Below are 13820 nucleotides of genomic sequence, written 5' to 3' on the forward strand. Positions count from 1 at the left end.
GGGCGACTCTCAAGCGTAACCCGCTCGGCGGCACCCAAAATCGCACGGTGAGCGCGGTGGCCCCGTCTCACGCCCCCAGCCGCGCCAGCAGCCCCTTACGGGACGCCTTCGCCCAGGTGGCCGGGAGGTCGCGCTCACGTTGGGCGGCCCGGGCTTCCTCACGGCCGTGGAGGAGACCGAAGGTGAAGCCGCCCTCGCCGACGCGGTGGGCCTGGGTGGCCAGGTCACGGAGGGCGCCGCGGGCCACCACGCTGTCCTGGTGGTCGCCGAGCAGCTGCTGCACCTTCTTGATCCGCTTGGCGAACTTCTTCGCCGGCTTGCCGAGCGCCGGGCGGGCCGCCTCGGCCGCGTACCGGGCCCGCTTGGCGGCCTTACGGGCGCTGTGCAGCGCCTCGTCCCGGCCCCGGCCCGCGGGGGTGTCCAGCGCGGTCTCCACGCGGCCGGCCAGCCGCCGGTAGTCCTTGAGGACGGCCCGGGCCGCCGCCTCGGTGGCGGGCCGCTCGGCGGCGGTGCGCAGCGGCGGCTCCTCCAGGAGGGCGTGCAGCCGGTCGAGGAGGGCCAGGTAGCGGGGGTCGCCCAGGGCGGCGAGCAGGCGGTCGCGGGCGCCGGCCCGGTTGCGCTCGGACCACAGCCGCAGCCGGGCGGCCACCGGGCCGAGCCGGAGCGTCCCGGGCACCTCCGCCAGCGACGCGCGGAGCCGCTCGGCCAGCACCTCCTGGTCCCGGCCCACCCCCAACTCCCCCGCCAGCCACTTGAGTTCGGCGCCGATCGGGTCGGTGACGGCGCGGTCGAGGACCTTGGCGTAGGAGCGGAAGGTGCTGCGCAGGCGGCGGGTGGCGACCCGCATCTGGTGCACGGAATCGGGCAGGTCGCGGCGGACCGCCGGATCGAGGACGGTGATCGCCCGCACCTGCGTGGCGGCGTAGTCCAGGACGAGGTCGGCGGCGGTGCGCGGCTTCCCGCCGGAGCGGGCGGTCGACGCGCCCGCGGCGTGCCGGTCGGCACCGTCGGGCAGCTCGGTGCGCAGGCCCGTCTCGGTCAGCGCGCGGGCCAGCTTGGAGGGGGCCGAGGCGGGCTGCACACCGGCGTCGGCCAGCGCCCGGCCGATCGCGTCCAGCAGCCCGGTGTCCCCGTCGCCGCCCGTACCGGCGCCGCCCTTACCCGTACCGTCGCTCCCTTCGCCCGTACCGTCGCCGTCGCCGGCGCCGGCCAGCTCGACCTCGATCTCGTGCCAGCGCGCCTCCATCGGGCCGGTGTCGCCGGACGCCGTCGTGGGCGGAGCCGCGAACGTCACCCGCCGCGCGGTCACCGCGTCCACCGCGACCTCGGCCAGCGGGGCGCCCGCGGCGTCGCGCAGCACCCGGACCGTCCGCCGGGTCCGCAGCCGCACCAGGGGGATCAGGTCCTGGCCGCGGGTCCGGGAGCGGACCAGGGCGGTGAGTTCGGGGGGCGGGGCGTCCGAGAGCGGTGCCCGGATCTCCTCGCGCACGCCGGGCTCGACCGGGAGTTTCAGGTGCCAGCCGGCGTCCGGGCCGCCGGTGCGCCGCCGGAGGGTGACGCCGTCCGCGGCGAGGCGCTGGTCGGCGGTGTCGTAGTAGAGGGCGTCCAGGCTTTCGGTGCCGCGCTCCTCCACCGTCGCGACCCGGTCGACGCCGGCCAGGTCGGGCAGGTGGGTGTCGTCGTCGGCCTCGTATTTCCGCTCGATCTCCCGCACGGTGTCCGCCATGCCTCGAATGTAGCCAGCAGCCACAACGGGGACCACCCACCCGGACAGGATCGCTCTCCGTGGTGTAGGCCGGCATCGGAAGAGCGGGTGGCACATGCCAGGGAAGGTGGCTTACGGTGTGTCACTAGCCGCCCACTCAGGGTGGCGATCGGCGCTCACTCGACCCCTCGGGGAGGGAGACACCCGTGCATCCCCACAGCGCAGCCGTCGCCCGGTCACCCATCCGCTTCTCGGCGGGGGCCCGCCCGTTCCTGCTGACGGCGCCGAGCGAACCCACCAGCCCGAAGATCGCCCGCGATTTCGTCCGGGCCGTACTGCTGAGCACCCCGCTCACCCCGCTGCTGGACACCGCGGTGCTGCTCACCTCGGAGGCGGTCACCAGCTCCCATCTGCGCACCCCGCGGTCGGCGGACATCCTGCTGCGGCTGCTGACGGCCGGACACGGCCTGCGGATCAGCGTGCACGACGGGGCCGCGGTCCGCCGCCCCCCGCCGGCCGTCCCCGCGCCGGCCCGGCCGCCGTACGACCCGGTGGCCGAGGACGCCGAGCACGGACTGTGGCTGACCGGCGAGCTCGCCGACGACTGGGGCACCACGCCGCACGCCGGCGGGCCGCGGTCCGCGTCGCTGTGGTTCGAGCTGTACACCGTGCGGTGACCCGGCGCGGGCCGGGCCCCGCGGTCAGCGGGACGCGGACAGCGGGCGGCCGACCCGGATCGACTGGAGCAGCCCTATGGCGATCCAGACCGCGAACATCGACGTGCCGCCGTAGGAGACGAAGGGCAGCGGCAGACCGGTCACCGGCATGATGCCGAGCGTCATGCCGATGTTCTCGAAGGCCTGGAAAGCGAACCACGCGATGATGCCGGCGGCCACGATCGTGCCGTAGAGCTCGGTCGACTCGCGGGCGATCCGGCAGGCGCGCCACAGCACGACGCCGAGCAGCACGATGATCAGGCCCGCGCCCAGGAAGCCCAGTTCCTCGCCGGCGACGGTGAAGATGAAGTCCGTCTGCTGCTCGGGGACGAACTGGCCGGTGGTCTGGCTGCCGTGGAAGAGCCCGGAGCCGGTCAGTCCGCCGCCGCCGATGGCGATCCGGGCCTGGTTGGTGTTGTAGCCGACGCCGGCCGGGTCCAGACTCGGGTTGGCGAACGCGGCGAAGCGGGCGATCTGGTACGCGTCGAGCAGCCCGAGCTGCCAGATGGCGACGCAGCCGACGACACCGGCGCTCCCCAGTCCGAGGATCCAGCGGTTGGACGCGCCGGAGGCGAGCAGGACGCCGAGGATGACGGCGCCGAGCACCATGACCGAGCCGAGGTCGGGCATCAGCAGGATGATGGCGACGGGCACGGCGGCCAGCCCGAGGGCCTGGACGACGGTGCGGTGGCCGGGGTACGGGCGGTCGCCGGCGTCGACCCGGGAGGCCAGGATCATCGCCATGCCGAGCGAGATGGTGATCTTCGCGAACTCGGCGGGCTGGAGGGAGAACCCGCCGGGGATCGCCAGCCAGGAGCGCGAGCCGTTGATGGTGGCGCCGAGCGGGGTCAGCACCAGCAGGGCGAGCACCACCGACAGGGCGTACAGCACCGGGATCGCGCCGCGCAGGGTGCGGTGGCCGAGCCAGATCGTGCCGCCGGCCAGCGTCAGGCCGATGCCGAGGTTGAGCAGGTGGTGCAGGAAGAAGTAGTACTCGTCGCCCTTGTTGAGCTCGGTGCGGTTGCGGGTGGCGGAGAAGACGAGCAGCGAGCCGAGGAGCGAGAGCAGCAGGCAGGACACCAGCAGTATCCAGTCCAGCTTGCGCAGCACGGAGTCACGTGCCGTCAGCTTTCCCCAGGTACCGAGTTCCGGGGTGTAGCGGCGGACGGAGAACGCCCGGGAGGTGTGGCTTGAGGTCACTGGGGGCTCCCCGAAGGTGAGGGCGACGGGGACGGCGGGACGTAGGGCTTGATGGGCTGGGCCTCGATGGTCCCGTCGCTCTCGATCTTGGGCAGCTTGCCCTGCGGCCTGGGCAGCAGGGCCGCCTTCGGGTTGATGCCGCCCTTCTCGTCGACGCCGTACAGGGCGTTGTAGATGTTGCGCACGGCCGGGCCGGAGGCTCCCGATCCGGTACCACCCTGGGAGATCGTCATGACGATCGTGTAGTCCTTGGTGTACGTCGCGAACCACGAGGTGGTCTGCTTGCCGTAGACCTCGGCGGTACCGGTCTTGGCGTGCATCGGGATCTTGTCCTGCGGCCAGCCCTGGAAGCGCCAGGCGGCGGTGCCGCGGGTGGCGACGCCGGCCAGTGCGGAGTCGATCTGCTTGAGGGTGTGGGGGCTGTCCGGCAGCTTGCCGTGCGAGCGCGGCACGATCTGCTGGATGTGCTTGCCGTCGGGGCTGACGACCGCCTTGCCGACGGTGGGGTTGTAGAGCGTGCCGCCGTTGCTGATCGCGGCGTAGATGGTCGCCATCTGGATCGGGGTGACGAGGGTGTCGCCCTGGCCGATGGCGTAGTTGATCGAGTCGTAGGCGTGCAGCTTCATGCCTTCGAGGCAGCCCTCACGGGCGAGCTTGGTGGTGTAGTCCTTCTTCTTGGGCCAGGCCTTGGCCTGCTGGCACCAGCCGTCCTTGTTGGCCTTCCAGAAGTTGTGCTTCCACCGGCGGTCGGGGACCCGGCCGTTGACCTCGTTGGGGAGGTCGATGCCGGTCTCCTTGCCGAGCCCGAACTGGTGGGCGGTCCGGTAGAACCAGTCGTTGGGGTCCTTCTTCGGCTTGTCGCCGCCGTCCTTCTTCCACTCCTCGTGCGAGAGCCGGTAGAAGACGGTGTCGCAGGAGACCTCCAGCGCCCGGCCCAGGCTGATGTCGCCGTGGCCCTCGCCCTCGAAGTTCCGGAAGACCTGGCCGCCGATGCTGTACGAGCTGGTGCAGGGGTAGTGGCCGTCGAAGTCGTAGCCCGCGTTGACCGCCGCCGTGGTCGAGATGACCTTGAAGATCGAGCCGGGGGCGGCCTGGCCCTGGATGGCGCGGTTCAGCAGCGGGTAGTTGGAGTCCTTGCCGGTGAGGCGGGCGTAGTCCTTGCCGGAGATGCCGCCGACCCAGGCGTTGGGGTCGTAGCTGGGGTTGGAGGCCATCGCCACCACCCGGCCGGTCTTCGCCTCCATGACGACCACGGCGCCGGAGTCCGCCTTGTAGTTGGTGCCGGTGTTCTTGTCGTGCACCTTACGGGCGTCCTTCATGGCCTGGTCCAGCTGCTTCTCCGCCAGCGCCTGCACCCGGGCGTCGATGCTGGTGACTATCGACGAACCGGCCTGGCCCTTCTCGCTCTTGGCCTGGCCGATGACCCGGCCGAGGTTGTCGACCTCGTAGCGGGTGACGGCGGCCTTGCCGCGCAGGTACTTGTCGTAGGTGCGCTCCAGGCCGGAGCGGCCGATCTGGTCCGAGCGGAGCAGCGGCGAGCGGGTGTTCTTGGCCTTGTTGATCTCCTCGTCGGTGACCGGGGAGAGGTAGCCGAGCACCTGCGCGGTGTTGGCGCCGACGGGGGCCGGGTAGCGGCGGACGGCGGTGGGCTCGGCGGTGATGCCGGGGAAGTCCTCGGACCGCTCGCGGATCTGCAGGGCCTGCTGGGTGGTGGCCTCGTCGGTGATCGGGATCGGCTGGTACGGCGAGCCGTTCCAGCACGGCTGCGGGGTCTTGGAGTCGCAGAGCCGGACCTTGTTGCGGATCTCCTTCCCGGACATGCCGAGCACCTTGGCGAGCCGGCCGAGCACGGCCTTGCCGTCGTCCTTCATCTTCAGCAGGTCGGTGCGGCTGGCGGAGACGACCAGCCGGGTCTGGTTGTCGGCCAGTGGCACGCCGCGCGCGTCGAGGATGGAGCCGCGGGTGGCGGGGTCGACGACCTGCTGGACGTGGTTGTTGCGCGCTTCGGTGGCGTACTCCTGGCCGTTGCGGATCTGCAGGTACCAGAGCCGGCCGCCGAGGGTGAGCAGCAGGGAGAAGACCAGGATCTGGATCGCGATGAGCCGGACGCTCACCCGCGAGGTCCGGGTTTCGGGGAGATGGGTCACAGCCGCTTGACCCCCTTGATCCGGCCGGCCTTGTCGCGGGCCGACTTGCCGAGCAGTCCGCCGCGCTGGCTGCCGATGTGGGCCTTGGCGCGGGCCGACTTCATGGCGCCGCGGCTGGCCTTGAGTCCGGTGCCGGTGGTGAGCCAGCCGTACGCCGAGTCACGGGTGGCGGTGCCGCTCGGGCTGGGGGAACCGTCGCCGACCACGGAATCGTGCTCGGTGCGGCGGGCCAGCGCCATCACCAGCGGGACCGTGAACGGCGCCAGCAGCAGGTCGTAGAGGGTGGCGCTGAGCAGCAGCCCGACCAGGCCGACGTGGCGGGCGGCGGTGTCGCCGACGAGCGAGCCGACGCCGGCGTACATCAGGGTCGAGCCGATGGCGGCGCCGATGACGACCATCAGTGGCACGGTCGCCGAGCGGTGCTGGCCGGATTCGGGCTTGGTCAGCCCGGCGACGTAGCCGATGACGCACAGGACCAGCGCGTAGCGGCCGATGGCGTGGTCGGACGGTGGGGCCAGGTCGGCCAGCAGCCCGGCGAAGAAGCCGACGAGCGAGCCGGCGACGTGGCCGTGGACCAGCGCCAGGCCGAGCACGACGAGCAGCAGCAGGTCCGGTACGGCGCCGGGCAGTTGGAGTCTGCCGAGGATGCTGACCTGGATGATGAGGGCGACGACCACCAGCGGGGCCGAGAGCAGGATCCGGTTGATACGCATCGGTCAGCTCCTGGGGGAGGCGCTCGCGGAGGGCGTGGCCGTGACGGTGACCGTCGGCGTCGGCTTGGGCTTGGCCGGCGCGGGCGGCAGGACGGTGTCCCGCGGGTCCTGGCGGGGCGGCTGCACGACGACGCCGACGATGTCGAGCTGGGAGAACGAGACGAACGGCCGGACCTGGAGGGTACGGGTCAGATCGCCGTTGGAGGGCTCGACCTTGACGACCCGGCCGACCGGCACGCCGGGGACGAAGGGCTTGTCCTTGCTGGAGCCGAAGGTGACCAGGCGGTCGCCCTTCTTGACGGTGGCCCGGCCGTTGAGCAGCTGGACACGCAGCGAGCGGACGCCCTGCCCGTTGGCGAAGCCGATCTCGTTGGTCTTCTCCATGCGGGTGCCGACGGTGAAGTCGGGGTCGGCGGCCAGCAGGACGGTGGAGGTGTCGGGGCCGACGGTGGTGACCCGGCCGACCAGCCCGTCGCCGTTGAGGACGGTCATGTCGCGGGCGATGCCGTCCCGGCTGCCGGCGTCGATGGTGATGGTCCAGGAGAAGCCCTGGGCCGAGCCGATGGCGATCACCTGGGCGCCCTTGATGGCGTACTGGCCGGTGCCGGCGGTCTTGAGGATCTTGTCGAGTTCCCGGGCCCGGTTGCGGTTGCGGTCGGAGGAGCCGAGCTTGGCCTTCAGCGCCTCGTTCTCGTGCTGCAACTGGGCGATCCTGCTGTGCCGCCGGCCGGAGTCCCGTACGGCGCTGACGGCGTTGCCGACCGGGTCGACGACGCGGGCGACACCGGCCTCGACGGGGCCGAAGGCGGCGGCCGCGGCCTGCCGGGCGCCATCGAGCGGGGACTGTTCGCCGCCGCGGATGTCGACCGTGATCAGCGCGAACGCGATCGCGACCAGCAGCACCAGCAGCAGCCGGCTCTCTCGTGTGTCCCTCACGTGCGGCGGCCGTGTCCTTCCTCGTAGGACCGGCCGGCTGCGGGCCCCGCCGGTCTCGTTCGGGAGTTGAGCGTTGTGCCTTGCTGTGACGGGCCCGGTGGTGAAGCGTCAGGGCACCGTGTCTGTCGGGATGTTGTGCCTGTATATCAGCGATTCGCGGCAACGATCCGTATCAACGACCGGGACCGCCGGTACGGAGCGGCCCGCCGGACGGACGGGCCGCACTCGCCATGGTGCCCGACCGCCGCGGACGCCGCAGGGCGGCCGCGGCGGGGCCGGGAACCGGGGTGTTACCTGCGCGGCTGGGAGTCGAGGACCTGCTGCAGCGCCTCGAACTCCTCCACGCACTTGCCGGAACCGAGGGCCACCGAGTCCAGCGGGTCCTCGGCGATGTGGATGGGCATACCGGTCTCGCGGCGCAGCCGCTCGTCGAGGCCGCGGAGCAGGGCGCCGCCTCCGGTGAGCACGATGCCGCGGTCCATGACGTCACCGGACAGCTCCGGCGGGCACTTGTCGAGGGTCGTCTTGACCGCGTCGACGATGGAGTTGACCGGTTCCTCGATGGCCTTGCGGACCTCGGCGGCCGAGATGACCACGGTCTTGGGCAGGCCGGAGACCAGGTCGCGGCCGCGGATCTCGGTGTGCTCGTCCTGTTCCAGGTCGTACGCCGAGCCGATGGTGATCTTGATGCTCTCGGCGGTGCGCTCGCCCAGCAGAAGGCTGTACTCCTTCTTGATGTGCTGGATGATCGCGTTGTCGAGCTCGTCGCCGGCCACCCGGATCGACTGGGCGGTGACGATCCCGCCGAGCGAGATGACGGCGACCTCGGTCGTACCGCCGCCGATGTCCACGACCATGTTGCCGGTGGCCTCGTGGACCGGCAGTCCGGACCCGATGGCGGCGGCCATCGGCTCCTCGATGATGTGTACCTGGCGCGCGCCGGCCTGGGTCGACGCCTCGATGACCGCGCGGCGCTCAACTCCCGTGATACCGGAGGGAACGCACACCACGACCCGCGGCCGGGCCAGGTAACGACGCTTGTGGATCTTCAGGATGAAGTAGCGGAGCATCCGCTCGGTGATCTCGAAGTCGGCGATCACGCCGTCCTTCAGGGGCCGTACGGCAACGATGTTGCCGGGCGTGCGCCCGATCATCTTCTTGGCCTCGGCGCCCACCGCGAGGATGCCCCCGGTGTTGGTGTTGATGGCCACGACCGACGGTTCGTTGAGGACGATTCCGCGGCCCCTGACGTACACCAGCGTGTTGGCGGTCCCGAGGTCGACAGCCATGTCACGGCCGATGAACGACATGTTGTTCCCCATGAGGATACGTCTGGCCTTCCCAACTGGAGCGAATGCTTACTGGAGGTCGGCAGGAGGTGGTGCGCACTGCGGCGCGGAAGCCTCCATCGTAGTTCGTAGTGCACCCACTCGAACACGTCGGGAGGCTGTTTCGCCATTGTCAGCCGTACACGTACCCGCCCCCCTCAATGGTGACGTCGTGTCGCGGTGATGCGTTCCCCCGATCGTGTCGCATACACCAAAGGGCGACCGATGAATTTGTCGGTCGCCCCTGGTCACGAGGGGTGTGCAGCTGATGAAACGTCAGGAAATACCGGGGAAGAAAATCTTGATCTCACGCTCTGCGGACTCTTCGGAATCCGAGGCATGGATCAGATTCTCCCGGGTGATCGTTCCGAAGTCCCCACGAATGGACCCACTCGGCGCGGCAATCGGGTCAGTCGGACCGGCCAGCGCACGCACGCCCTCGATCACCCGCTCCCCCACGACGACCATCGCGACGACCGGGCCGGACGACATGAACGCGACCAGCGGCTCGTAGAAGTCCCGGCCGACGTGCTCGGCGTAGTGCTGCTCCAGGATCGCCCGGTCGAGGGTACGGAGCTCCAGCGCGCTGATCGTCCAGCCGGCCTTCCGCTCGATCCGGCCGATGATCTCGCCGACCAGGCCGCGCTTGACGGCGTCGGGCTTGAGAAGGACGAGGGTGCGCTGGCTCACGGTACGGCTCCTTGGGGGTAGGCGTGCAGTGCGGTTGAGGCTACCCCCACGTACCGGTGCGCTTTGCGGTGCCTCCCACGTACCTGTCTGTCCCGCCGCGGGGCTCGCTCGCCGTTGCGCTTTGCGGCGCCCCGCACGTGGCTGTCTGCGGCGCCGCGGGTGTTGTTCGCCGTTGCGCCTGCGGCGGGCTGGGTGGGTGTCGGGTGCGGTGACGGGCCTCCGGGGCCGGTTGTGTGGACTGCTGACGCTTTACGTCCACACAACCGGCCCCTCCGGCCCGTCCCCTCCCGTTGAGGGAGGGGAATGCGGTGCGTGGGGGTGGACGTTGAGGCATGCAAGGGGGCCTGGCTACCCCTACGGGATGGTCGAACAGAACCCGTAAGGGTCGCAAGGGCCCCCTGCGGGGCCACAACCAAACGGGCTGGGCGAGGCATTCCCAAAACCTCACGACACCAGGTGTTCACGCAACGACGCGCGCCCCCACGCACCCGCACACTCCCCCAACGGGAGGTGACGGGCCGGAGGGGCCTTGTTCGTGGACGTAAAGCGTCAGCAGTCCACGAACAAGGCCCCGCAGGCCCGTCACCGCACCCACCACCCACCCAGCCCGCCGCAGGCGCAACGGCGACCCAGCCCCACGGCGGGAATGACGAGTACGTGCGGGGCGCCGCAAAGCGCACCGGCGAGCAACGACCACGGCGCTGCAGCCGAGTACGTGGGCAAATCAGGCAGCGGCAGCGGCAGCCGCCTTCGCCGCGTCCACCTTGCGGCCGAAGTGGACCGAGGCCCACCACAGGGCGGCGAAGACGGCGCCGAGGAAGAACATCGTGGGGATGACGAAGCCGCTGGCGATGAGGGCGATCTGGAGGGCCCAGCCGAGCTGGACGCCGCCGGGGCGGGTCAGCATGCCGCACAGCAGGAGGCTCAGCAGCATCGCGATGCCGCTGACCGTCCAGATCGTGGCCGTCGGGATGTCCGTCAGCTGCATCGCGACCAGGCCGGCGAAGCCGATCACGAAGAATTCGCCTATCAGGGTGCCCGCGCAGAGCGTGCGCATGGTCAGTTCCTTCCCAGCAGCAGTCGGGCCTCGCCGACCGTGATCACCGAGCCCGTCACCAGCACGCCGGCGCCGGAGAACTCGCCCTCTTCCTCCGCGAGGGTGATCGCCGCCTCCAGGGCGTCGTCGAGCCGCGGTTCGACCTGGACCCGTTCGGCGCCGAAGACCTCCACCGCGACGGCCGCAAGCTCGTCCGGATCCATCGCACGATGGCTGGAATTACGCGTCACCACGATCTCGGCGAAGATCGGCTCGAACGCCTCCAGGACTCCGCGGACGTCCTTGTCGTCGCTGGTGCCGACGACGCCGATCAGCCGGCTGAAGCCGAATGCCTCGGTGACCGCCTCGGCCGCGGCCCGGGCGCCCGCGGGGTTGTGTGCGGCGTCCAGCACGACCGTGGGGCTGCGGCGGACGACCTCCATCCGGCCCGGCGAGGCGACCGCGGCGAACGCGGAGCGGATGGTGTCGATGTCGAGCGTGCGGGCGTGGTCCGAGCCCACGCCGAAGAACGCCTCGACCGCGGCGAGCGCCACCGCGGCGTTGTGCGCCTGGTGGGCGCCGTACAGCGGGAGGAAGATCTCCGGGTACTCGCCGCCCAGGCCGCGCAGCGTCAGCATCTGCCCGCCGACCGCGACCTCACGGGAGAGCACCCCGAACTCCATGCCCTCACGGGCGACCGTGGCGTCCACCTCGACCGCGCGCTTGAGCATCACCGACGCCGCGTCGACCGGCTGCTGGGCCAGCACGACCGTGGCGTCCTTCTTGATGATCCCGGACTTCTCGCCGGCGATCTGCTCGGGCGTCTCACCGAGGCGGTCGGTGTGGTCCAGGGAGATGGGGGTGATCACGGCGACGTCGCCGTCGATCACGTTCGTCGCGTCCCAGGTGCCGCCCATGCCGACCTCGACGACCGCGACGTCCACCGGGGCGTCCGCGAAGGCGGCGAAGGCCATGGCCGTCAGCACCTCGAAGAACGACAGGCGGTACTCCTGCTGGCCGTCGATCATCTCCAGGTAGGGCGCGATGTCCCGGTACGTCTCGATGAAGCGCTCGGCGGAGATCGGGCTGCCGTCCAGGCTGATCCGCTCCGTGATCGACTGGACGTGCGGGCTGGTGTACCGGCCGGTGCGCAGGTCGAAGGCGCCCAGCAGCGCCTCGATCATGCGGGCGGTGCTGGTCTTGCCGTTCGTGCCGGTGATGTGGATGGACGGGTACGCCCGCTGGGGCGAGCCCAGGACGTCCAGCAGCGCCACGATCCGCTTCACCGACGGGTCGAGCTTGGTCTCGCCCCAGCGGCCCGCCAGCTCCTCCTCGACGGCCCGCAGCGCGCGGTCGACCTCGGGATCGGCCGGCCGGGCGGGGATCTGGTCCCCCTGCGGCGGTCCCGCCTGGGCGCGCAGGGTCCGGCTGCCGGCCTCGATCACCGCCAGATCGGGGTCTCTGTCGGTCTCCGCCTCGACCAGTTCGTCGAAGGCGTCGGTCGGCTCGGGGTCGTCGTTTCGGGGGCGCTCGCTCACGACGACAAGTCTACGAGGCACCTGTGACAGCGCCGCGCTGCGTCGCCCCCCGCCTGCCGCGCGCCGCGCCGGCCCGCCGGGAAGCCCCCGTTACCCGGTGCGCTACCCCAGTGCTGCCTTCATCATCGCCCGCGCCACGGGGGCCGCCAGGTCGTTGCCGGAGACCTCGTTGCGGGCGGCGTGGCCGTCCTCGACCATCACGGCCACCGCCACCTGGTGCCCGTTGCCGTCCTCCGCGTACGAGACGAACCAGGCGTAGGGCGTACCGCTGTTGTCGACGCCGTGCTGGGCGGTGCCGGTCTTGCCGCCGACGGTCAGCCCGCCGATCTTCGCGTTCGAGCCGGTGCCCTGGTCCACCACCGTCTGCATCGCGGACCGCAGCTGGGCGGCGGTCCGGCCCGACATGGTCCGGCCGCCGCGGTAGGCCGCCGGCTCGTTCTGCTGGACGGTGTTGCCGCCGCCGTCGGTCAGCCGGTCGACCAGCTGCGGGCTCTTCAGCTCGCCCCCGTTGGCGATGGCCGAGGAGACCATCGCCATCTGGAGCGGGGTCGCCTGGTCGTTGAACTGGCCGATCCCCGACAGCGCGGTCTGCCCCTGGTCCATGTCGTCCGGGTAGACGCTCTTGGCGGCGCGCACCGGGGTGTCCACCTTGCCGTCGTTGAAGCCGAACTTCTCGGCCTGGGCCTTGACCTTGTCCTTGCCCAGGTCGACGGCCATCTTCGCGAAGACGGTGTTGCAGGAGTACCGCAGCGCGGTGCGGAGGGTCGCGTTCTTGCAGGGCGCGGCGGTGTTCTCGTTCTTCAGCGTGGTGCGGGTGTGCGGGAGGGGGTACGGGTCGGGGCTGTCGGTGTGCTCGTCGACCGAGGAGTACAGGCCGTTCTCCAGCGCGGCCGCGGCGACCACCAGCTTGAAGGTGGAGCCGGGCGGCAGCGGCTGCCGCAGCGCCCGGTTGACCTCGGGGTGGTCCCCGTCGCCGGACATCCGCTGCCACGCCTTCTGGTCGGCGGAGGAGGACCCGGCGAACTTCCCCGGGTCGTACGACGGGGTGCTGACCATGCCGAGGATCCGCCCGGTGGCCGGGTCGAGGGCGACGGCTGCGCCCTTCTTGCCGTCCAGCGCCTGGTAGCCGGCCTTCTGCACCTTGGCGTCGATGGTGGTGGCCACGTCGCCGCCCTTGGCCCTGGTGCGGGTCAGCGCGTCGGCGGGGCTCTGCAGCCGGCTGTCGGAGCCGTCGAGGAGGTTGCCGTAGAGGCTCTCCAGCTGATTGCTGCCGAAGATCTGCGAGGTGAAGCCGGTCACCGGGGCGTAGAGCGAGCCGTCCTTGTAGGTGCGCTTGTACTTGAGGGTGGAAGGGGTGGCGGCGGAGCCGGTGACCGGTTCGCCGCCGACGAGGATGTTGCCCAGCGGTGCCGCGTACTTGCCGATGGCCACCCGCGGATTGTGCGAGTCCTCCTTGTAATCGCTGGCCTTCGCGCCCTGGATCCAGGTGACCCAGCCCATCAGCGCCACTATCAGGGCGAGGCAGAACACCGAGGCCCGGCGCAGTGGCTTGTTCATGGGACGCGGCTCCTGGGACGGGGCGGGCGGTTTCCGCCGGACTCCGGCATCCGGCATCCGGCATCCGGCATTCCGGTCCACCGTGCCTCGCCTTCATGAGAACGCGATGAGAACGGTCTTAACGGGCCGAATCGGCCGGACCTGACCGGCCGGGACAACTTTCTGTCCCGCTTCGCCCTCTTCCACGGCGGGCTGTGCGGCTCCCGCGCACCCCAAAGGCGACAGCACGGCCCACGGGAGCGCGCAACAGGACG

11 protein-coding genes are annotated in these 13820 nt (G+C 71.0%); 1 reads left to right on the forward strand and 10 read right to left on the reverse strand.

All coding sequences use genetic code 11. The annotated features are described in order from the left end of the window. Nucleotides 1–67: 67 nt before the first annotated feature. Nucleotides 68–1726, reverse strand: a complete 1659-nt coding sequence (locus tag ACZ7MX_RS37655; RefSeq protein WP_472138949.1) for a CYTH and CHAD domain-containing protein — start codon at nt 1724–1726, stop codon at nt 68–70. Between the two features lie 185 nt (nt 1727–1911). Here ACZ7MX_RS37655 and ACZ7MX_RS37660 point away from each other — a divergent pair, with 185 nt between their 5' ends. Further along, nucleotides 1912–2382, forward strand: a complete 471-nt coding sequence (locus ACZ7MX_RS37660; RefSeq protein ID WP_472138951.1) for an ATP-binding protein — start codon at nt 1912–1914, stop codon at nt 2380–2382. 24 nt (nt 2383–2406) lie between these two features. Here ACZ7MX_RS37660 and ACZ7MX_RS37665 read toward each other — a convergent pair whose 3' ends face one another. From ACZ7MX_RS37665 to ACZ7MX_RS37705, 9 genes are all read right to left on the reverse strand, one after another. Beyond that, the gene (locus tag ACZ7MX_RS37665) at nt 2407–3621 is read right to left on the reverse strand and encodes an FtsW/RodA/SpoVE family cell cycle protein (RefSeq protein WP_472138953.1); all 1215 of its coding nucleotides are present in this window, start codon (nt 3619–3621) and stop codon (nt 2407–2409) included. Next, on the reverse strand, nt 3618–5768 hold the full coding sequence (gene mrdA, locus ACZ7MX_RS37670) for a penicillin-binding protein 2 (protein ID WP_472138955.1): 2151 nt from the start codon (nt 5766–5768) through the stop codon (nt 3618–3620). The genes ACZ7MX_RS37665 and mrdA overlap by 4 nt, the downstream gene beginning before the upstream one ends. Continuing rightward, the gene (gene mreD / locus ACZ7MX_RS37675) at nt 5765–6481 is read right to left on the reverse strand and encodes a rod shape-determining protein MreD (RefSeq protein ID WP_472138956.1); all 717 of its coding nucleotides are present in this window, start codon (nt 6479–6481) and stop codon (nt 5765–5767) included. The genes mrdA and mreD overlap by 4 nt, the downstream gene beginning before the upstream one ends. Before the next feature lie 3 nt (nt 6482–6484). Then, nucleotides 6485–7417: a rod shape-determining protein MreC gene (mreC, locus tag ACZ7MX_RS37680; protein WP_030413819.1), complete on the reverse strand. Its 933-nt coding sequence runs from the start codon at nt 7415–7417 to the stop codon at nt 6485–6487. 290 nt (nt 7418–7707) lie between these two features. Next, entirely contained in the window at nt 7708–8727 is a 1020-nt protein-coding gene (locus ACZ7MX_RS37685) for a rod shape-determining protein (protein WP_003985182.1), read from the reverse strand. Between the two features lie 294 nt (nt 8728–9021). Next, nucleotides 9022–9435, reverse strand: coding sequence for a nucleoside-diphosphate kinase (gene ndk, locus ACZ7MX_RS37690; protein WP_472138958.1), 414 nt, complete (start codon nt 9433–9435; stop codon nt 9022–9024). A gap of 724 nt (nt 9436–10159) precedes the next feature. Next, nucleotides 10160–10492 carry a DUF4233 domain-containing protein gene (locus tag ACZ7MX_RS37695; RefSeq protein WP_030812993.1) on the reverse strand — a complete coding sequence of 111 codons (333 nt, stop codon included), beginning with the start codon at nt 10490–10492 and terminating at the stop codon, nt 10160–10162. A gap of 2 nt (nt 10493–10494) precedes the next feature. Beyond that, nucleotides 10495–12009 carry a bifunctional tetrahydrofolate synthase/dihydrofolate synthase gene (folC, locus tag ACZ7MX_RS37700; RefSeq protein WP_472138960.1) on the reverse strand — a complete coding sequence of 505 codons (1515 nt, stop codon included), beginning with the start codon at nt 12007–12009 and terminating at the stop codon, nt 10495–10497. Between the two features lie 102 nt (nt 12010–12111). After that, nucleotides 12112–13566 carry a peptidoglycan D,D-transpeptidase FtsI family protein gene (locus tag ACZ7MX_RS37705; protein ID WP_472138961.1) on the reverse strand — a complete coding sequence of 485 codons (1455 nt, stop codon included), beginning with the start codon at nt 13564–13566 and terminating at the stop codon, nt 12112–12114. Between the last annotated feature and the right edge of the window lie 254 nt (nt 13567–13820).

This window comes from Streptomyces sp. NPDC107765 (assembly GCF_055657085.1).

What these genes read in the sequence shown, in the direction of transcription:
- ACZ7MX_RS37655 (WP_472138949.1), bottom strand. Translation starts at nt 1,726, where the DNA reads ATGGCGGACACCGTGCGGGAGATCGAGCGGAAATACGAGGCCGACGAC.
- mreD (WP_472138956.1), bottom strand. Translation starts at nt 6,481, where the DNA reads ATGCGTATCAACCGGATCCTGCTCTCGGCCCCGCTGGTGGTCGTCGCC.
- ACZ7MX_RS37685 (WP_003985182.1), bottom strand. Translation starts at nt 8,727, where the DNA reads ATGTCGTTCATCGGCCGTGACATGGCTGTCGACCTCGGGACCGCCAAC.
- ACZ7MX_RS37695 (WP_030812993.1), bottom strand. Translation starts at nt 10,492, where the DNA reads ATGCGCACGCTCTGCGCGGGCACCCTGATAGGCGAATTCTTCGTGATC.
- ACZ7MX_RS37705 (WP_472138961.1), bottom strand. Translation starts at nt 13,566, where the DNA reads ATGAACAAGCCACTGCGCCGGGCCTCGGTGTTCTGCCTCGCCCTGATA.